We start from the raw sequence: 19,831 nt of genomic DNA on the forward strand, positions 1-19,831 counted from the left end.
CGTGAAAGTTCAAAAGGTTGTACTCCCGGATTCCACTGTCCCTAGTTGGGTGCTGATTGGTGACGACTTTTTGCCAATTGAGCCTGTCCAAGAATTTTTAGACTACCTCCGAAATATTGACCGCTCACCAAACACAGTGAGAGCGTACGCTTACCACCTGAAGCTCTACTGGGATTACTTGGAGAGCAAGCACCTTGAATGGACTGGCGTGGGACTACCGGAGCTGGCCGAGTTCATGATGTGGCTCAGAAGCCCCAACCCTGGAGGTGTGGTCTCCATGCTGGAGCAGGAGGCCGCACGGTCAGAGTCTTCCATCAATGTGATTCTCTCCTCAGTGTGCATGCTCTACGACTTCCACGAGAAATGTGGCAACGTTCCACACATTCCTCTGTACCGCACACAAGTCATGGCTGGCAGGCGATACAAAGGGTTCCTGCACCACATTACGAAGGGTAAGCCTGTCAAGACCCGGCTACTCAAGCTGAAGGTGCCAAAGAAGCACCCAAAAGCCTTGAGTACAGAGCAGGTTGAAGCTATCGTTGGCGCTTGCACTCGAATTAGAGACCGATTCCTAATTTGCCTGCTCCACGAATCCGGAATGCGCATAGGCCAGGTTCTAGGGCTTAGACACGAGGACATAGCCTCTATGGACAATCTCATCAAAGTCGTGCCTCGTGACGATAACGCCAACAATGCCCGCGCTAAATCGCGAGATCCTTATAGCCTGCATGTCTCGCAAGAGCTGATGGCGCTCTATACCGAATACCTGGAGAAGGAATTCATGGAAATTCTGGAGGGCAATTTCAGCGACTACGTCTTCGTGAACCTCTGGGACGGGGCCATCGGAGAAGCCATGACCTATAACAACGTGATGGATTTATTCAGGCGGCTCAAGAGGAAAACCGGGATTGCGATTCATCCCCACATGTTGCGCCATACCCACGCTACAGAGCTAGTCCGGGATGGCATGCAGATGGCTTACGTCCAGAAGCGGCTAGGCCATCAAAGCATCCAGACAACCATCGATACTTATGTCCATCTACAAGATGGCGACCTCAAGGAAGCGTACCAGAAATATTTAGAGAGCCGAGACCATGACGCTACAGCCGGAACCCCAGAAGAAGGGCCGACGATATCCGCGTAGGAAGCAACCTTCAGACGTCATAATCCTTTGCAAGCACTGCAACGGCGGGAACTGCATCAAAAAAGGTGTCACGACCAGCAAACAGCGACAGTCTTACTGGTGCAAGGATTGTGAGCGGGCTTTTATCGAGCCCATTCCGCCAAACCTGTTTGACATAAATCCTGAAGATGAGTACCAGAAGGATATTTGGGACTGCCGCCGTCTAGGAATTTCGCCGAGCGTCGGCAAGCAGGCCTACACCATCAAATTCACGAAAATCTCTCAGCCTTGGTTGCGTCAAGCGGGCAAGGCGTTCATCAAGCTGTCTCTCAGCACCGTAGGCTTTTCCTCAGCCCTAAACAAGGTGGGTGCAGTCAACAAGTTTTCTGTATTCCTTGCCAAACGGCACCCCTCCATCGAGCCAGCTCAGGTGAGCCGTGAGATTATCATTGACTTTTTGGCTTACTTGGCAGGTCAAAAAATAGCAGCAACAACACGGGCTCACCTTATAGGGGATTTACGAGACTTTCTAGAACTGTGCTATCACAACGATTGGTTGCCAGTCACAAGGTATTTAATCCGGCGAGAGGACTATCCTAAGCGCCCTAAAGCAATCCCCCGGTACATCCCGGAAGTTGTGATGCAGCAGCTCAATCGGCACCTGGATGACCTGCCAGATCCGGTTATGCGGATGGTGTTGGTAATTCAAGAATGTGGGATGCGAATCTCTGAGTTGCTCCACCTGAAGCCGGATTGCTTACTGCAAGACCGTGCTGGTGATTGGTTCCTGCGCTACTACCAGTTCAAGCTCAAGAAGGAACTCACCATCCCAGTATCTAAGGAGGTAGTCCGAGTCATTCAGGAGCAGCGTCAGTACATCCAGGAGCACTTGAATGAGCCTTACGAGTACCTATTCTGCACTACCTATTGTGGCACTGGCTTCCGGCCAAGAGCCAAGCTAATGAGCCGGATAACTTTCGCAAAGTACCTTAACAAGCTTGCTAAGCAGCACAGCATCTGTGATGAAAGTGGGAAGCTCTGGCACTTCCAGACCCATCAGTTTCGGCACACCGTCGGCACTCGAATGATCAACAATGGTGTGCCGCAGCACATCATTCAGCGTTATCTCGGGCATGAGTCACCTGAGATGACGGCTACTTACGCACAAATTCACGACCAAACCATGAAGGAGGAAATCGCCAAATTTCGCGGCAAGGTGGTGAACATATCAGGCCAGGTGGTTGAGCCCAATGACATTGAGGCTGATGACCACGAACTGCAATGGGTCAAGAAGAATATTCAGGCTCAGGCACTACCAAATGGCTCGTGTGCTCTGCCAGCTATCTCTAAGGGATGTCCTCACGCAAACGCTTGCTTAACCTGTACACACTTCCGAACAACCTCTGAGCACCTACCTACTCATCAACAGGAAAGAGAGGAGACGCTGAAGGTTATCGACAAAGCCAAAGCTAACGGCTGGCAGCGGATAGTTGAGATGAACGAGAAAAAGCTGATCAGCTTAGACAACATCATCAACGGACTTGAGGGAGGTGCCGAAGATGGCTGTCGAACGTAGTGTTGATGGGTTGCGTCGAAGCGCCCAGAGAAAGCATCAGGAGGCACTTGAGAAGGTCGAGAAAGGTATCCAGAGCCTCGTTAAGGATAAACGCCCTATAAACTTCAACACCGTTGCTGAGGCGGCTGGAGTGAGCAAAGCGTGGCTTTACAAAGAAGCTGACGTTAAAGCTCGTATTGAGCAACTCCGGGCGCAGTCTTCTGGCTCCAAAAAACAGCCCCCAGTCAACCAGCGGGCTTCAGATGCCTCAAAAGATGCCTTGCTTAGAACGATGAAGGAGCGCATCAAACGCTTAGAAGCGGAGAACAAAGATCTGAGGCGACAAAACGAGGTGGCCTACAGCCATGTTCTAAAAGCCCGCGATCTGGAAAAGGAGGTGCAGCGGCTCAACGCTCACGTTGAGCGCTTGCAACAAAAAATGCACTTGAACAGTGCCGACGCAACGCCTCCTGAGCCAAAGAGTATCCAGCTTGCTCTGGCCGATCTGGGTGTAGAAATGAATTCAACCCTAGTGCGGCTGATTACCGAAACGCCTGTGGGTATTTTGGAGACTGCTATTGAGGCACTTAAGGAAGCACTGGCTAAAGGGCCAGTAAGAAGTCCTGGCGGTTTCTTCCATAGCGCTGTTAGAGACTGCTGGAGGCCGAATGAGGTTTACCAGGAGAAGGCTGATATGGAAGAGTTCAATCAGTGGTGGAAGTGGGCTTATGACAAGGGCTTGGTTAGAGCAGCCATGCAACAAGACGGAACTCAATTTGTTTTGTCTGCTGATGGAGAGTGGTACTCGTTTGAAGAAATAACGAGGCAATACCCACTAGGCTCTTAATTCCAGTCCAATTTGATGTATTTGCGTCTTTAATACCCAAAAACCAAGACATTTATACACTTGAAACACTAAGCCATTTAATATGCTGCACTTATACATTGGCTCGACATAAATTCCAAAAACTTATACGAATGCTTGCTGAGTAATATTTTTATGCTTGCTGCGCTATGCTTGCTGCATCAATTAGCAAGCAAAAGTTATGGCTAGCAAATCAGCATCGGCAGGGCAGTCTTCTGGGCGCTCGAAGGGGGGCAAGGCACGAGCTGAAAAACTTTCCTTGGAACAGCGGAGAGAGATAGCAAAGCGGGGTGCTGAAGCTAGGTGGAACAAAGATGTCCCAAAGGCCGTTTATTCGGGGGAGTTAACTATTGGGGATATGACATTTCCGTGCTCTGTGCTAAGTGACGGGACTCGTATCCTTACTCAATCAGATTTCATGGAAGGCATGAATATGTACTACAGCGGATGGGTCGCAAACAATAGAAGCCCCGAAAATGTCGCTGCAGAAGTGCCGCATTTTTTGGCCTTCAAAACTCTCAAACCCTTTGTAGATAGGCACTTGGGCGATCTGCAGTCTATCGCTGTGAAATATAGAACTGAGAGGGGCAGCCTAGCCCACGGTATTAAAGCTGAAATTATCCCAAAAATTTGCGATGTGTGGATTGACGCTGATGATGAGATTAGGCTTGGCTCACGCCAAAAGCAAGTAGCTCAGAAAGCTCGGCTTATGATGAGAGCACTGGCCCACGTAGGCATCGTTGCCTTGGTTGACGAAGCTACTGGGTACCAGAGAGATAGAGCCTCAGATGCCCTGTCTCAAATACTAGAAGCTTTTATTGCAAAAGAATTGCAAGCATGGGTCAAGACATTTCCTAATGAGTATTACGAGGAGCTGTTTAGGCTCAGGGGGCTTTCATATCCTACCGACACCGTAAAACGGCCTCAATATTTCGGAAAGATAACTAATGATATTGTTTACAAGCGCTTAGCTCCTGGAGTATTAGAGGAACTAAGAGATACAGTTCCCAAAACCAAATCAGGTAATCGCAAGCATCGATTCTTCCAAAAGCTAACGCCTGATATTGGGCATCCCAAACTAAGAGAACACTTATCTTCAGTTGTAACTATAATGAAGTTAAGTGATAGCTATACAGACTTTCAACGAAAATTAGACAAGATTCATCCAAAATACAACGAAACCTTGCCTCTAGACCTAGATTTCAGCGAAGATTCCGGGCGTGGGCTGTAGAAAATAGAGAAACAACCGAAGGGAATGCTCATTCCCCTCGGTTTCTTATGGGCCGCGTCTGGTACCCTCCTGGCCTCCTAAGCCCCTGGAGGAGGGGTCCGAATCCCCTGCGGTCCACATCTATTATAAGCCTTTGACTTCTACGTTTTGGCTCAAAACATCTGACCCAAAAAAGAGCGGAACAAGACAAAACTAGACCTATGCAAATTAGCAAGGAATAAAAGAAGCCCTAATTGCTAATTAGAAGTGACATTTCTTTTGGAAAAAAGAGTAGGTCGAATATAGTAACAACTACCTCCAATCAGAATCGTCATTTCTTCATAGAACTAGGTGAAATATTTTTTGTCATGAAGACCTTTTCGACAACTGCATCAGCAATTCTAATTGCCTCTTTAGTGATCTTATCCTCTTCTGAATAAAGGTCTTTCTCAACATTTTTTGAATATGACTTCGGGAAATTTTCTTTCAGCCATTCATCTATGCTTACAACTTCCTGATTTTCAACTCTTCTCTGTTTCATAAGTCTTCGCCTTCCATCCCAGGGTTTTTGCCTTCATTATACTCTACTATGCTTCTTCTGGCAAAGAAGTCGGAATTAAGTGATGGGTCAAAATAGTGTTTTCGTTTATACCAGATAAATCCGTCGCCTTTAGAGATAACAGCAACATCGGTTGGGCCGCCGACAGTTTCTTCATCCGTGGAAACTTTCCTTCTCAAAGAGGTTAGGCTAACTAACGCTTCAGCCATTTCAGCTAATTCCTCCTTCGGAAGGTTGCTGACGGTTTGCATAACAGGTTCAATAAAATTATCGTGTTGGTATTTTCTTATTTCTTCAACGAACTCGTGTACCAGCGCGTTCTTTGTCTCCTTAGACTGATTTTTAACACTCTCCTTTGTGTCTTCAGGCATATTTTCTGGAGAGTTAGCCAGCATAGCGCTCGTAAAGCTATCGAACCAAGCCGCCAGTATTCTTTCTATAGATTGGACTTGTATGTTTAGAAGGTGGCTTGACAGCCCCGCAACAAAAGTATAGATTACGTCCTCTTGGGCAAATGGAATAATACTCGAATGCGGTCGGTTTGAGTATTCTTTAGAGCTGTCAAAAGCGTATTTGACTTTACCTTGAAAAACTCCTTGTATTTTATACGGCTTAAGATCTGGAACCATTTCATCCCTCCCAAATCCGGCTATTACAATGCCGGAGTAACCGGACGAAAAATCATCTTTGCATACAGAAAGTCCCGCGATTTTATGAAGTTTGCTCTTGTTAGACTTATTGATTTTCAAATCCTCAAACACTTGATCCATTAATTCATTAGTGACTGCATCATTTTCAGATATTAAACTGGTCGCAAAGGTCTTATCAAATCCCGCCGCAAATTTCTTTTTGTCAAGATAATTGAAGCAGTCGTCTATTGCTTCGTCTATTATCGTCTTGATGCGAGTAGATGTCACTTTCCCATCCTTGCTTTCTTTTTTTATCCCAAGTAGTTCTTTTTCTATGTTTTGCTTGATGTTGAAGAAAGTGCTAAGGATGACCGCCCTAAAACTTCGCTCTTGGTCTTCGGGCAGAAAATAATGAGTGTTATTTGATAAAAAGTTGAGAAAATCTTCAGCATAAGCGCTAATGGTAGGAAAATAGGTTTTGCCAAGTTTTGCCCTATAAACCTTTATTAAAGATTCCCAAGGTACTCCTGTAAGACTTGCATCTCCATAAACCATTACCCCTATAGGCTCAAAACGCGACAGAGAAAATAGTTTATTTGCAGTATTGAAAATTTTTGTGCCTCCTGCAAGTCTGTTGCCTACCACTAGGCTAATCGTTACCGCACTATCGGCAGCCAAAGCTATAGCCTGTCTATTTATAATGGCAACTTCAGTAGTCATTTAATGAAGGAGTAAAGTACTATGTTCGTCACTACAATTCAAGCTGTCAAGATGCTAATGTTCTCGCTAAGTATATATTTATATTGGTGAAAAATATTAAACTCAAACCGAATCAGCTACCATCCACAGTCCCAGTGGACCTTAGACGGCTCTACCTAAAGTAGCGTCATCTCACATCGGGGACAGCGGCCAGTGAAGAGAGGATGCCAATCAAGCATTACTATGCACTGCTCTGGCGCGTGTTGCTTTGGAGGAGAAGAGATTTACTCTCTGCCGTAGAACGCATCCGGCTCCCTGGGTGGTTCCGGTCGTAGGGTTACCATCTGTGGCATAGCCCCCGTGCCGGTGCCCCTGTGAAGAGCGTTCCTGTGCGTCTTCTTCCGAAGTAGTCGTTTGAGCTTCTTGAGGGCTTTGGCTTTCTGTGTGGGTGTCATAGGCTTTGAGGGTATCTGTGTAAATTTTATTCAGTGCCAAGACTTCAGTAACCTTCCTAGCGTAACCTCGTTAGACATAGACGATGCTGCGTTTGCCCTTATGAGCACCGGAACAGCGAAGCAAATGCTGAAGACTATCCAGAGATTGTCTACGCTAGCTTATTTATCAGAGTCAACATTTAATCTTATTAGTCCATCCACATATACAGTCCCAATGAGCCCTGGGCGGCTCTGGCTGAAGTAGTGGCATCTCGCAAGCAGGACAGCGACCTGTAAACAGCGGGTGCCAGTCAAGCATGTCTAGCCGCTGCTCTAGTGTGTGACGTGCCAGAGGAGAAGGGATTTGTTCTCCGTCATAGACTGCCTCTGGGTCGTTGGGCATAATAGGCCTCACTCTTCGACTCACCTTCAATATGCCCTTATGCGCCTAACTCCCGTGCCATTCGGCTGCTCATCATTGGCCTGCTACTGATCGATCTCATGTTCATCGTCTACGCCTGGGAGAGCACCATGTGGCGGAGTAAGGTCACGAACGTGCTAGTAGACATGATGAAGCAGAGTCTTTAGAAACCTATCCATCAATAGAGGCTCTCCGGTGCAGGAGCGTTAATTTGAGAGTGTATCTGTTGCCGTATCTCAATGAACATTGGCAAGGCATTCGTGTGGAGATAGGACTCTGTCACTCCATGCTTGCCTATGAGTCACGCATGGAGTGAGAATTTTATGTAAGTTAAGATTTCCTCAAGATTCCTGTCGATTTAGGACTTAAATCTACTTCCAGTTTGTTAAGATTTGATAACAATTTCCGCGAAACCTGTCAAATATGTTGGAACTTATCCACAGGTTTTCCACAGTTGAGTTGCATGTTTTCCACAGATTTTCACGAGTTTCCGCCATTAGAGGCGTTTTTGGGGAAAACTTTTATCAAGACATTAGCAATCGAGTGAGGTGATGATATTTGTATAATAGGAGGCTGAACGTAGTTAGTCGTACCTCGTTTCTAGGTATTGACGACAGGTTTGTCAGGGTCGAGAATGGGCGAATCTACTTGAATTGATCTTTTGATCACGCAGGGACTAAGAACTTAAGGGTGCATGGGGTCTTGAAAGGGTCCAGTTTGTAGCCTTATCTCGCTCTCAGTTTCTAGATTAAATAGATCAGTTATTTTTGGTGTGGCATTGGCTCATGAATATTGACAAGTGAGAACTTTACATATGCTGCGGGATAAGGAAGGGTCAAAATACTCTAATAAAGACGAGTCTTCAGATACTTCCCGGAACGAGTTATCTACTAATCAGCGTAGCCATCTTTTAAAAGAGGCTTCATCAGATTACCTAAAAGGTAAAGTCACTAAGGCCGAACTCGAAAAGATAGAAGAAGACTTATCAACAGATTATGGTGAAGCTGCCTACCATATATCTACCCTAGCTTCTATATTATGTAATGCTCTTCAGAAGCTAGTAGATCCAAACGAGAGGAAGCTCTCAAAATGATTTAGAAGATTACAAACACCAAAAGACCGCTGAGTGAAATCATTCAGCGGTCTTTTGGTGTTTGTAAAAATGCATAGCTTTAATAGCTTTAACGGACTCATGTATCATCATTACCTAGAATCATGCTTCCATTAGTACCGAAAATCTATCAGCAATTCCTTGTATTACATCGCGCATCCCTCGACGATCAAAGCTATCTTGGTGGCTACTGTAAAGGCATAGAACGCCAAGGTTGCCGTTTTCACTGGGGATAGCAGCGCAAATAAGAGAACGATAGCCGATGCGTCCAGCAGGAGATTCTATGTAGCGGTTATCATCTGCATCGCCATTCTTGTCGAAATGAACTATATGTATTTGGTTATCAAGAAATGTTAAACCTGCAATTCCACGACTCCCAGATGGGCTTCCCTGTAAGCTGTCATCTCCTATAAAGAAGGTAAGAGCTACATCATCAGTTTCGTTCGGTGTAGAGTATCGCAGCCAAGTTGTTAAATAGTCACTTTGAGCTTTTCGGCAGTACAAAGCTACGCCACAAGTATTAAAAGTTTCTAGTTTAACTAGGTCTGTCATCAACTTTTTTACAGACTTCTTTCTTATATCCTCTTTTTCAGAAGCCTCAGAAGCTTTGTATAGTGAAGGAATAAGTCTGAATAAACTATCATCTAGTCTATGCATGTCTGATACTAATCTCAAAGCCGCTTGATGTCTGATGACCGTGTATGTCAGGGGGCCACTAAACAAAACTAAGATACATACAAGCGTACCAACATCAAATGTCAATGACTTCCCAAGAAAAGGTAAGACTTTGTCTACGAAAACATCTGCTTTATTACCAATCACTCCAGTGACGGCCGCAGAAGCCGCAAATATAAGGGTTGGCGTTAACTGTCTGCGCATAGCATACAGGTACTTTAAAGCCTATAAATCAATAAATCTAAGCAATTATCGCATAAAGAAGCTAAGTTAAGCAGATATTGGCTTGTTCCATTGAGTAGATCCATTTAGGCTATATAAAGTTTGCTAGCGCAAAAAAATTGGGCAAAATGCCTAAGACAATTGCCGCCTGTGTTTGTCAATAACTCAGTTTAAGCAAGGATAATGACAAACTCTGGTCAGTAGACAATGGCAATCTCAGCGTGAATCAAGTTTACTTTGTATATATATCAACGAGCTGAAAGACTCTTGAAATAAGGGTTTCAGTGATTTGGCTCAAGATAAGACGGGGCGGAAAATCGGTTTGCTTTCAACTACCGGCGCTGCTGCAGTCGGGCCTGACGCTGGTGGTTTCGCCCCTGGTGGCGTTGATGGAAAACCAGGTGCAAGAGCTGCAAGACAAAGCCCTGCCCGCTGCCACCCTCCACAGTCAGCTGCCACCACCCGTGCGGCACCGCACCCTCAGGGCACTAGAACGTCAAGAACTGCGGCTGCTCTACGTTTCGCCTGAGACCTTGTTTAGTCCGCCCGTCTGGGAACGGCTCTGCCAACCGAAACTCCGGCTCAATGGCCTAATTTTGGATGAAGCCCACTGCCTGGTGCAGTGGGGTGAAACTTTTCGCCCCGCCTATCGCCGCTTGGGGACGGTGAGAAAAGCGCTGCTGGACTGCCGCCCAGCTGGTAGCACCCTGCCCATTGCGGCTTTTACCGCCACCGCCGATCCCGAGGCCCAAACCGTCCTGCGCGAAGTGCTACAGCTTCAGTCGCCCCAGGTTGTGCGGCTTAATCCCCACCGTCCTAACTTAAATCTGCGAGTGAAGGCTGTGGTCAGCGAGGGCCAGCGCAAGGGCGTGTTAAAGCGCTACCTTCAGCAGCACTCCAACCAGGCGGGGTTAGTCTATGTGCGCACTCGCAAAGATAGCGAGGCGATCGCCCAGCAGTTGGGCGATCGCTATCGGGTAGCGCCATACCACGCCGGGTTGAGCAGCCGCGATCGCCGCCAGATTGAGGCTGACTGGATGGCCGACAAACTTCAGTTTGTGGTCTGCACCTCGGCCTTTGGCATGGGCGTTAACAAACAGTCAACTCGCTGGGTGGTCCACTACCAAGCCCCCTGCACCATTACTGAGTACGTGCAGGAGGTGGGGAGAGCCGGGCGCGATGGTAACACCGCCGAGGCGCTAACTATAGTAAGCGAGCCGATGGGTTGGCTGGAGCCGGGCGATCGCCAGCGGGCCAAATTCTTTGAGACTCAAACCCAGGCTCTACAGCAAAAAGCCCAGCGCCTAGTCACCCAAATTCCGCCTGAGGGAGACGTGCGCGACATTAGCCAGCAGTTTGAGCACGGGGCTATTTCCCTATCGTGGCTGCACAGCGTTGGCCAGCTGGAGTGGATGAGCCCGTTTCAGTACCAGCTCATCGACCGGTCGGCGCAACCGGTGCGATCGCAGGAGTCAGCCAGCCAGCAGATGCATCAATTCCTCCACAGCCGTCACTGTCGCTGGCAGGCTCTGCTCGTAGCCTTTGGTTTTCGCAGCGAGGCGCAGCGTCTAGGAGGTTGTGGGCATTGCGACAACTGTCATTCTCCGGCCAAAACTCGTCGGTCGTCCGCGAACTAATCGCGAGTTCTCCCGTCTTTAAGTGATGCACAAACCGATACCCACATTTGATCACGGTCAGCAAAATTGACAAGTTGAGGATCCATACCTTAGGTTTTTCTAAAGTTTTTGTTACCGTTAGGTATCACATTCTCAAGTTTTGCGTTTGATTATTTCAGATAACTCCCGTAGCATGGCGAGGATACCCATACGGTCTCTATGAATATTCTTTTGGTTTATCCACGCTTTCCTCAAAGCTTTTGGTCGTTTGACAAAACGCTAGAGCTGGTTGGGCTGAAAGCGCAGTTGCCCCCCTTAGGGCTAGTGACCGTAGCGGCGATTTTGCCCCAAACCTGGGACTACAAGTTGGTAGACCGCAATGTGCGGGAGGTGCGCGACGACGAGTGGCGCTGGGCCGACATTGTCATCATCTCGGCAATGATTGTCCACCGCGTAGACTTTTTAGACGCCGTACAGACCGCTAAGCGCTACGGCAAGTTGGTAGCGGTGGGCGGCCCTTACCCCACCGCTATTCCCCAAGAATCTGAAGCTGCCGGAGCTGATTTTCTGGTGCTCGATGAAGGGGAAATTACCCTACCCATGTTTGTAGAGGCGGTGGAACGAGGCGATCGCAGCGGCACCTTCCGCTCCGGCGGCGAGAAGCCCGATGTCACCAGCACCCCCGTGCCCCGCTATGACCTGTTGGAAATGGACGCCTACGCCGAGATGTCGGTGCAGTTCTCTCGCGGCTGCCCCTTTCAGTGCGAGTTTTGCGACATCATCGTGCTCTACGGCCGCAAGCCCCGTACCAAAGACCCCGAGCAGTTGCTGGCCGAGCTGCAATGCCTCTACGACCTGGGCTGGCGGCGCAGCATCTTCATGGTCGACGACAACTTCATCGGCAACAAGCGCAACGTCAAACTCCTGCTCAAGGCCATGAAACCCTGGATGGAGGAGCACGGCTATCCCTTCTCCTTTGCCACCGAGGCCTCGGTAGACCTGGCCCAAGATCCAGAACTGATGCAGATGATGGTCGACTGCAACTTCGGCACCGTCTTTTTAGGAATTGAAACCCCTGATGACGAGAGCCTGAACATGACCAAAAAATTTCAGAACATGCGCGACCCCCTCTCGGAGTCGGTGATCTCCATCGCCCAGGCGGGGCTGCGGGTGATGGCCGGGCTGATCGTCGGCTTTGACGGCGAAAAGTCTGGGGCCGGTCGGCGCATCTACGAGTTTGTTGAGCAGACCGCTATCCCCACGGCGCTGGTGAGCATGCTGCAAGCCCTGCCCGACACAGCCCTGTCCCACCGTTTAGAGAAAGAAGGCCGCTTGCTGAGCAAGAGCGCCGACATCAACCAAACCACCCTGATGAACTTTGTGCCCACCCGGCCCATCGAAGAAATCACCGAAGAATACATTCAGGTGTTTTGGGATCTCTACGACCCGCTGACGGTGCTCAACCGCACGTTCCGCCACTTTTTAATGCTGGGCGAGGCCCAAAAGCGCAACTACAAAAACCGCACCGCCTCCGCTGGTACTCCTGATATCAACTGGGTCACCATTCGCGCCTTTTTAATTGTCGTGTGGCGGCAGGGCGTGATGCGCAAGACCCGGCTACGGTTTTGGATCAACCTGGCCATTATGCTGTGGCGCTACCCAGCGGTGGTAGCTAACTACGTGTCGGTGTGCGCCCAGGCTGAGCACTTCATCGACTTCCGCCAGATCGTGCGGCAGAACATTGAGGAGCAGCTAGCGGCTTATCTAGAAGCCAAGCAATTCACCGATCAGACAGCGACAGCTGCCGAAACTGAAGCTATGGCGGTGCCCGTCAGCTAGATTTAGCCCTAGCGCTACGTGAGGAAGTCATTGCAAAATGGCCGAGGGACTTTAAGCCTCTCGGCCATTTTTTGGCACGGGTTAAGGGGTAGTCGAAACTTCTAAAAATGGAAGAAGACGTTACTGATGGCTCGGCCCCAGGGGCGCCGCATCTGTCAGGCACGATCGCCGCCACTGTTGATAGGCCCGTTGATAGTCAGCCCAGGCTTTAAGCTGGCCGTCGGGGCCTTCGTAGCGGTGCTTAAACTGCTCCCAGCAAACTTTTTCCATGGGGCCTCTCACTGTTTAGAAACGGCTTATATAGAAAGTTTTGGATCCTAATTTAATAATGACAAAAACCTTGGGATCAGGGTTGACCTTGCAACACAACTTGAGATCCTGATGAATTGAACTCCATGCAGCCAGGAGCTTCTAGATTTAGCGCTATATCTGGAGGAAATTGAGTTGTTAAACGCTACATCTAAAAATAATCGGGTATGATGATCGACCATTGGGGCGCTTTACTCGGCTCAGGCGAGAATCTACCGATGCATGTGGGTTTCTACCGCTGGGTGTGGGCGATGCGCCGATCTACGTACTCTCTTGCTAGCAAAAGGCTGATCCCATGGTTCAAGAACTTCCCCGTACCCGGTTACAGGGGCCATTCCCTGAGGCAGCTCCGGCGGCGTTTCCCGTGTTTTATCGCACCTACAGCCGTCGGGGCGAGGTGGTAGAGGGGCAGCGCGAAACCTGGGATCAGGTATGCGATCGCACCCTAGCCGGTCTGGTCGAACTCGGTAACCTCACCGCCGAAGAGACAGCATTACTCAACCGCATGCAGCGCCAGGCTAAGGCGCTACCCTCTGGTCGCTGGCTGTGGGTGGGCGGCACCGACTGGAGCAAGCAGCCCGAAAACTTTTCCGGGGCCTATAACTGCACCAGCACCGACGTGGTTGACTGGCGCGCCTTCGGCCTGATGATGGATCTGGCCATGATGGGCTGCGGCACCGGGGCAATTCTCGAACCCAAGTACATCAACCAAATTCCCGTCATTCGCAACCGGCTGATCGTCACCATGGCCGGCGACATTGGCGAAACCCCGGTAAGTGAGCGCCGCGAAGTCACCGAAGTCACCATTGAGGGCAACCAGGTAGCCATTCGCGTCGGCGACAGCCGTCAGGGCTGGGTGAAATCCTACGAAACCCTGCTGGAGCTGTCCACCGACGATCGCTTCACGGGAGATGTCAGCGTCACTATCGACCTGCGCGACGTGCGCCCCGCTGGCGAAAAGCTCAAGGGCTTTGGCGGTGTGGCCAATCCCGTCCGGTTATCGCTGCTCTACGATCGCTGCGCCAACATTCTCAACAAGGCTCTGGGCCGTCAGCTCAATTCTGTTGAGTGCTGCCTGCTGATCGACGAAGCCGCCGCCTGCGTAGTAGCCGGCAACATCCGCCGCAGCGCGGGTATGCGTCAGTTCGACAGCAACGACGAGTTGGCCGCCAGCGCTAAAGACAACCTCTGGCAGCAGGACGCCGAGGGCAACTGGCGCATCGACCCCGAGCGCGACGTGCTGCGCATGGCCAACCACACTCGCGTCTTCCACACTAAGCCCAGTCTGCAAGACTGCATCGATTCGGTTCGCAAGCAGTTCTACTCGGGCGAAGGCGCAATCCAGTGGGCTGGGGAAGCGAAGCGCCGGGCCGGAGCCGACGATCGCTACGGTCTCAACCCCTGCGGTGAGATCCTGGGGGCCAACTTCCACTGCAATCTGGCGGAAGTACACCTCAACCAGCTCGATCCAAAGAACTTAAAGGATCAGGAAGACGCCTTTACCGCAGCGGCACTGTCTGTAGCGGTGCTGCTCAACCACCAGTTCCAGGAACCCCGCTACCAAAAGTCGCGCCTGGAAGACCCGATCGTCGGTGTCTCCTTCACCGGCCTATTTGACTTCTTCGTGATTGCCTTTGGGGTCGAGTGGCTGCGCTGGTGGGAGGCAGGCCGCCCCAACACCATGCAGGGACTTGACTTCAAGGCCAAAGAGAAAGAATTTCTGACTCGGTGGAAGGATATTGTGCACCGAGTGGTGGGGGAATATTGCGATCGCCATAACCTAGTTCGCCCCAACCGCTGCACCACAGTACAGCCGGCGGGCACCAAATCGCTGCTCACGGGCGCTAGCCCCGGCTGGCACCCCCCCAAGGCCCAGCGCTTCATTCGCCGCATCACCTTCCGCAAAAATGATCCCGTAGCAATGGCCTGTATCGACTACGGCTACTCCATCGTGCCCTCCCAGTCAGATAAGGACGAGAACGGCGGGTTGCTCGACGATCCCTTTGATCCCCGCTGCACCGAGTGGCTGGTGGAAATTCCGGTCGAGGTGCCCTGGGCCAACCTACCGGGGGCAGACGAAATCGCCATTGAGAAATTCTCGGCGGCGGCCCAGTTCGACTTCTACATGCAGGTGCAGAAACACTACACTACCCACAACACCTCGGCCACCATCGAGTTTCGCGAACCGGAGCTAGAGTCGCTGGCCGAGCGCATCTACCAAACCATTCAAAACGATGAAGGCTACATTTCCGCCGCCCTGCTGGCCCGGTTCGACGACCTGCAAACTTTCCCCCGTCTGCCCTTCGAGCCCATCGACAAGGCTACGTTCGAGGCCCTCAAACAGCAGGTAGAAGCGCGGCGCGGCACCGAAAACTTCCACGCTGCCCTATCGCGCTACGACGCAGGCGAGCTGATCGAAGCTGGCCCCGCTGGCTGCGACTCCGACAAGTGCATGATGCCGGAGAAAAAGCCGGATTAGATCCAGCCTGTTAGCCCGTTGAGACTAGAGAGATAGCGAAAGGGGTTCCTGCACAGGTCAGGAACCCCTTTTTCCTTAGTTCGGGCATTAGGTGAAGCCTAGGCTAGGACAGCCCAAAAGAACAGGATTTAAGCCCAACCGACACTTTTTTCATTTTTCATTCTTTTGCTAGCTTTACCCCAAATATGGCTGTATCACATCCAAACGCAGAAAAAACGATTCAAAACCTGCACCCCCTACCTCCTACCCTCCTACTCCCTACCCCCCATGGTGGGGATCAATATGGGGAATCAGCGAGTGGGGCTTCTCCAGTCCGTGGGCTTCCATCAGTGCCCGATCGCCCATAATCCGGCGGGGGCAGCCGTCGGCAATAATGCGGCCCTCGTCGATCAGAATGACGCGATCGCACACCTCCAGCACAAACTCCAGATCGTGGGAGGAGATCAGCACGGTCTCGGTAGAGTTTTGCAGAAAGCGAATCAGGCGGCGACGGGTACGCAGATCGAGGCTAGCGGTGGGTTCGTCGTAGAGAATGATCTGGGGGGTCATGGCCAAAAGACCGGCGATCGCCACCATCTGTTTTTCGCCCCCTGACAGGTGGTGGGGCAGGCGATCGAGCAGGTGGGCGATGCCAGCCATATCAGCAGCTTGGGAAACCCGCGCCTCTACCTCTGCCGGGTCAAGGCCCATATTCTGAGGGCCAAAGGCAATATCATCGCGCACCGAGGCAGAAAACAGCTGGTCGTCCGGGTCTTGGAACAACAGAGCGACTTCAGGGCGAAACTGACCAGGCTTGAGCGGTTCACCAAACAGGTAAATTTCCCCGGCGGCGGGGGTGAACACGCCGCACAGCAACATAAATAGAGTGGTCTTGCCGCAGCCGTTGTGGCCAATAATGCCGACGCGATCGCCCTCGCTAATGGTCAGCGAAATATTCCCCAGCACCTCGGGCTGGTCAGGGTAGCCAAAGCTGAGATCGCGGGCCGCGAGCGCCTCTCGTTGAGGCTTTTGAGCCATGGCTAAGGGGTCAAACCCAGTCGAAATTGAATTCATCATTGGCGTATCCCTCACAGGCGCAAAAGTCCTTCAGCGATTACTAGGCTGACCGCTGCCGTCAGCACCACCGCCGCTAGCCCCCAGCTTAGGGTGCTGGGCTGCGCTGCAGCGCTCTGCCCCACCGCTACCTTGCCTCCATAGCCGTAGCCCCGCAGGCGCATGGCCCGGTAGACTCGATCAGACTGCTCATAGCTGCGAATCAGCAGATTGCCGGCCAGCATGGCTAGCTGCTGCATCATCTGACCGTTTATCCGCAGCCAGCGCTGCCGCCGCTGGCCAAAGCCCCGCAGCCGCATGGCCTGCTGCATGGTAGCCAGCATGGCGGCAATTTCAAATAGGTAGCGGTACGAGAGCAGCGTCATATCCGCCAAGATGGTAGGCAGACCGAGCGATCGCATCGCGTGTAGCAGCGTCAAAAACGGCGTCGTCCCCAGCAAGATAAACCCCAGGGTCAAAATCGACAAAAACCGCCCCACAATTAGCAGCGTCGCCTGCAACCCCTCTTGGCGCAGAGTCAGCCAGCCCCACTGACCCAGCACCGTATCGCCCACCGTCAGCGGCAGCACCACCACCAGCGACAGAATAAATAGCCCTGGATAGCTCAGCCGCTGACGCAAAAACGACACCGGCAGCCCCGAGAGCCCGTAGAGCATGGCTGCCAACCCCAACATCCAGGGCACCAGGGTGAGCTGACGCACCATGGCAAAGGCAAACATCAGCGCCACTAAGCTAACTAGCTTCAGTCGGGGCGACCAGCGGTGGATCACCGACTCACGGTGTACATAGGTATCGAGACTAGCAGCTCCCATGGTGGCCTAACCCTCCAGCAACTCGGGCTTTACCCGACGCAAAAACAGCACCAGCATGGTCGTAAATATTCCTTCGATAACGGCCAGGGGCACGTGACCCACCGACAGCGTCAGCACCGCCGCCCGCTCCGCCCCCGCATTGAGCTCGGCGGGAATGTTGAAAATAATCAGCGCCAGAAAGATCAGGGCCGCGATCCCCAGGCCTAGGGCACCGCCCAAAAAAGAAAACACCCCCGTGCGAGTCGGCTCTTTGAGCATCTTGCCCACCGTGTTACGGCCCTGAAAAATGTGGTACGCCAGCAATGCCGGAATGCCCATCATCGCCGCATTTACCCCCAGGGTGGTGATGCCCCCATGGCCAATGACCAGTGCTTGAAAAAATAGGCCAATCAGAATGGCCGGAAAAGCAAAATAGCCCAGCACCACCCCCAGTAGCCCGTTCAAAATCAGGTGGACGCTAGCGGGCGGCACCGGAATATAAATAGAAGAGGCCACAAAAAACGCCGCCGTCAACAGCGACGCCTTTGGAATTTCGGCAGCGGGGTCGGGCTTCCGGTTAATCTGTCGCAGGGAATACCAGGTTGCTACTCCAGTCATGGCGTACCCAGCCGCGCAGACCTGGGCTGGTAAGATTCCGTCGGGAATGTGCACTAGCGCTTGCCTCTGGCAAAAAATAGAGCGGTGCCGATAAAGCCCCAGATTACAGAGCCAATAGTAATACCCTGCTGCACTGGAGATAGGCCAGTACTACGAGAGATTAAAGAATTGGGCTCGTCTGCCGCCTCTGTCCCAGGGTCAGAAGTAGAGTTCTCAGGAGAGGAATTCCCTACCGGAATGGTGGTCACTACCCCGTGACCAGCCTGGCGCACCATGACTTCCCAACTGCCAGGCTGGGCTGCGTCTGGGGTAAAGCTGAACTTTCCTTGGTCGTCGGTGGTGCCCTGTTGCCAGGGTTCGGCGGGCTGGTCTGGAGCATAGACCAGCACCTGGGCGTTGGCCATCGGCTCTCCAGTCTCAAATTGAGCGTTGATCTCAACGCTGCTGATCTGGCGATGCTCCACCGTGACGCCATGGGCAATCGCCGGCAACGCCCAGCCAGCCAAGCCTACAGTTAACGCCAACGTCAGGTTTAGTTTCATAGGGTAGCCAGCTTAGTTTCTGCACAGTGGCCTTCGCCCACGTGGCCCAGGCTGGGCAAGATCGAGAGAAAAGCGGTGTAATCGGCCTCCGATAACTCCGCTTGGAGGGCCGAGCTATCGACATCGACCACGCCATTTTCGGCCAGGGCCGCCAGGGGCCCAAAGCCCAGGGCACCAGTATTGATGCCGTCGTCAGCGGGGGCACTACCATCGCCAAACAGGTGGTCAAAATGGAAGGTAGCTTCTAGGTCAGCTTCTTCTCCAGCGGTGAGAATGCCCTTGCGATCGTCGCCCACGAAATCGCCGCAGGTAAAGGCCAGCTCTTCATTCACCTTGACGGTAAACGGAATCTCTTCGCCCTCTTTGGTGGCTGTACCCTGCATCCAGATGGAGTAGCCCTCTGAAGGGCCGCTCTCGGCAGGCACCATGCGCCAGGCCAGGGCATTAAAGCGCCCCGCCGGAGCCTCTACTTCACCCACGGCCACGGGCTCAGCCGCTTCATCGCCCTCGGCCAGATCGACCACTTGGGTACCGTCAACCTTGACTTCGGCTTTGGCCTCCAGGGTATCGTTCACCTCAGGGTCAAAGGGAGGATCGGTTTGGGCAGCGGTGATATCGGCCAAAGACACGTAGAGGTTGTCAAACTCGATTTTCCAGCCGTCTTTAGTAGTGAACCCCTGGCGCACAAAATCTTCGCCATTGGCGCGAATCACCAACGTGCCGGTTTCGCCCTCGGTGCTGGCGGTTTCGGTAGGTTCGGTGGGTTCGGCCTCAGGGGCCGTGGCGGTGGGGCTTTCGCCACCGCAGCTAGCCAGCACGCCTAAGGCCAAACAGCCCAACGCACTAACCTTGAGAGCTTTAAAGAAATTGCGTTGCATAGTACCTAAAAAGTAAATGGCTCAGCGCCAGGGGGCAGTCGTCGAGAGTTAGGCTTTATCTCACTACGTCTCAACCTGTTTACTTAACCCCGAGCTTCCTAAACGCGCAATGCCCAGGGGGGGCACCTATTTTTAAGGCTGGTTTTCCCAAACCGCTAAAACGGTAGGATGAGGGCAAGCCCCCTGTGCCCCATCTACCGTTT

17 protein-coding genes are annotated in these 19,831 nt (G+C 51.8%); 8 read left to right on the forward strand and 9 right to left on the reverse strand.

What is annotated here, in order from left to right:
* The first annotated feature begins 1 nt into the window (after position 1).
* The 4 genes from NC979_RS05620 to NC979_RS05635 all read left to right on the forward strand — a co-directional run bounded on the left by NC979_RS05620 (position 2) and on the right by NC979_RS05635 (position 4,774).
* A complete protein-coding gene (locus tag NC979_RS05620) occupies positions 2–1,144 on the forward strand; it encodes a tyrosine-type recombinase/integrase (RefSeq protein ID WP_190518291.1) in 1,143 nt (380 codons plus the stop codon).
* Positions 1,095–2,699, forward strand: a complete 1,605-nt coding sequence (locus NC979_RS05625; RefSeq protein ID WP_190518293.1) for a tyrosine-type recombinase/integrase — start codon at positions 1,095–1,097, stop codon at positions 2,697–2,699. The genes NC979_RS05620 and NC979_RS05625 overlap by 50 nt, the downstream gene beginning before the upstream one ends.
* Positions 2,683–3,525 (forward strand): DUF6262 family protein, encoded by an 843-nt coding sequence (locus tag NC979_RS05630; protein WP_190518295.1) that lies wholly within the window; start codon positions 2,683–2,685, stop codon positions 3,523–3,525. Before NC979_RS05625 ends, NC979_RS05630 begins: the two co-directional genes overlap by 17 nt.
* A gap of 199 nt (positions 3,526–3,724) precedes the next feature.
* Positions 3,725–4,774 carry a P63C domain-containing protein gene (locus NC979_RS05635; protein WP_190518297.1) on the forward strand — a complete coding sequence of 350 codons (1,050 nt, stop codon included), beginning with the start codon at positions 3,725–3,727 and terminating at the stop codon, positions 4,772–4,774.
* A gap of 310 nt (positions 4,775–5,084) precedes the next feature.
* Here NC979_RS05635 and NC979_RS05640 read toward each other — a convergent pair whose 3' ends face one another.
* A complete protein-coding gene (locus tag NC979_RS05640; protein WP_190518299.1) occupies positions 5,085–5,294 on the reverse strand; it encodes a hypothetical protein in 210 nt (69 codons plus the stop codon).
* Positions 5,291–6,661, reverse strand: coding sequence for a hypothetical protein (locus tag NC979_RS05645; RefSeq protein WP_190518301.1), 1,371 nt, complete (start codon positions 6,659–6,661; stop codon positions 5,291–5,293). Before NC979_RS05645 ends, NC979_RS05640 begins: the two co-directional genes overlap by 4 nt.
* 1,648 nt (positions 6,662–8,309) lie before the next feature.
* Between NC979_RS05645 and NC979_RS05650 the strand changes: the two genes are divergently transcribed.
* Entirely contained in the window at positions 8,310–8,588 is a 279-nt protein-coding gene (locus NC979_RS05650) for a hypothetical protein (protein ID WP_190518303.1), read from the forward strand.
* A gap of 120 nt (positions 8,589–8,708) precedes the next feature.
* Here NC979_RS05650 and NC979_RS05655 read toward each other — a convergent pair whose 3' ends face one another.
* Positions 8,709–9,485 (reverse strand): GAF domain-containing protein, encoded by a 777-nt coding sequence (locus NC979_RS05655; RefSeq protein ID WP_190518305.1) that lies wholly within the window; start codon positions 9,483–9,485, stop codon positions 8,709–8,711.
* Between the two features lie 302 nt (positions 9,486–9,787).
* Here NC979_RS05655 and NC979_RS05660 point away from each other — a divergent pair, with 302 nt between their 5' ends.
* Both NC979_RS05660 and NC979_RS05665 read left to right on the forward strand, forming a co-directional pair.
* A complete protein-coding gene (locus NC979_RS05660) occupies positions 9,788–11,140 on the forward strand; it encodes a RecQ family ATP-dependent DNA helicase (RefSeq protein WP_347403925.1) in 1,353 nt (450 codons plus the stop codon).
* A gap of 198 nt (positions 11,141–11,338) precedes the next feature.
* Entirely contained in the window at positions 11,339–12,958 is a 1,620-nt protein-coding gene (locus NC979_RS05665) for a B12-binding domain-containing radical SAM protein (RefSeq protein WP_190518307.1), read from the forward strand.
* Positions 12,959–13,078: 120 nt separating this feature from the next.
* Here NC979_RS05665 and NC979_RS05670 read toward each other — a convergent pair whose 3' ends face one another.
* Entirely contained in the window at positions 13,079–13,228 is a 150-nt protein-coding gene (locus NC979_RS05670; RefSeq protein ID WP_190518309.1) for a hypothetical protein, read from the reverse strand.
* A gap of 334 nt (positions 13,229–13,562) precedes the next feature.
* On the opposite strand from NC979_RS05670, the gene nrdJ reads away from it, so the two are divergent.
* Positions 13,563–15,746: a ribonucleoside-triphosphate reductase, adenosylcobalamin-dependent gene (nrdJ, locus tag NC979_RS05675; protein WP_190518311.1), complete on the forward strand. Its 2,184-nt coding sequence runs from the start codon at positions 13,563–13,565 to the stop codon at positions 15,744–15,746.
* 258 nt (positions 15,747–16,004) lie between these two features.
* Here the strand turns inward: nrdJ and NC979_RS05680 are convergent, their stop codons facing one another.
* The 5 genes from NC979_RS05680 to NC979_RS05700 are packed head-to-tail and all read right to left on the reverse strand — an operon-like array spanning position 16,005 to position 19,628.
* On the reverse strand, positions 16,005–16,802 hold the full coding sequence (locus tag NC979_RS05680; RefSeq protein ID WP_190518313.1) for an energy-coupling factor ABC transporter ATP-binding protein: 798 nt from the start codon (positions 16,800–16,802) through the stop codon (positions 16,005–16,007).
* An 11-nt stretch (positions 16,803–16,813) separates the two neighbouring features.
* Positions 16,814–17,611 (reverse strand): cobalt ECF transporter T component CbiQ, encoded by a 798-nt coding sequence (cbiQ, locus tag NC979_RS05685; RefSeq protein ID WP_190518315.1) that lies wholly within the window; start codon positions 17,609–17,611, stop codon positions 16,814–16,816.
* A 6-nt stretch (positions 17,612–17,617) separates the two neighbouring features.
* Entirely contained in the window at positions 17,618–18,262 is a 645-nt protein-coding gene (cbiM, locus tag NC979_RS05690) for a cobalt transporter CbiM (RefSeq protein WP_190518318.1), read from the reverse strand.
* Positions 18,262–18,750 carry a carboxypeptidase-like regulatory domain-containing protein gene (locus NC979_RS05695; protein WP_190518320.1) on the reverse strand — a complete coding sequence of 163 codons (489 nt, stop codon included), beginning with the start codon at positions 18,748–18,750 and terminating at the stop codon, positions 18,262–18,264. The genes cbiM and NC979_RS05695 overlap by 1 nt, the downstream gene beginning before the upstream one ends.
* The gene (locus NC979_RS05700; RefSeq protein WP_199308791.1) at positions 18,747–19,628 is read right to left on the reverse strand and encodes a DUF4382 domain-containing protein; all 882 of its coding nucleotides are present in this window, start codon (positions 19,626–19,628) and stop codon (positions 18,747–18,749) included. The genes NC979_RS05695 and NC979_RS05700 overlap by 4 nt, the downstream gene beginning before the upstream one ends.
* Positions 19,629–19,831 lie beyond the last annotated feature (203 nt).

The organism is Leptolyngbya subtilissima AS-A7 (assembly GCF_039962255.1).
Lineage (GTDB): Bacteria > Cyanobacteriota > Cyanobacteriia > Phormidesmidales > Phormidesmidaceae > Nodosilinea.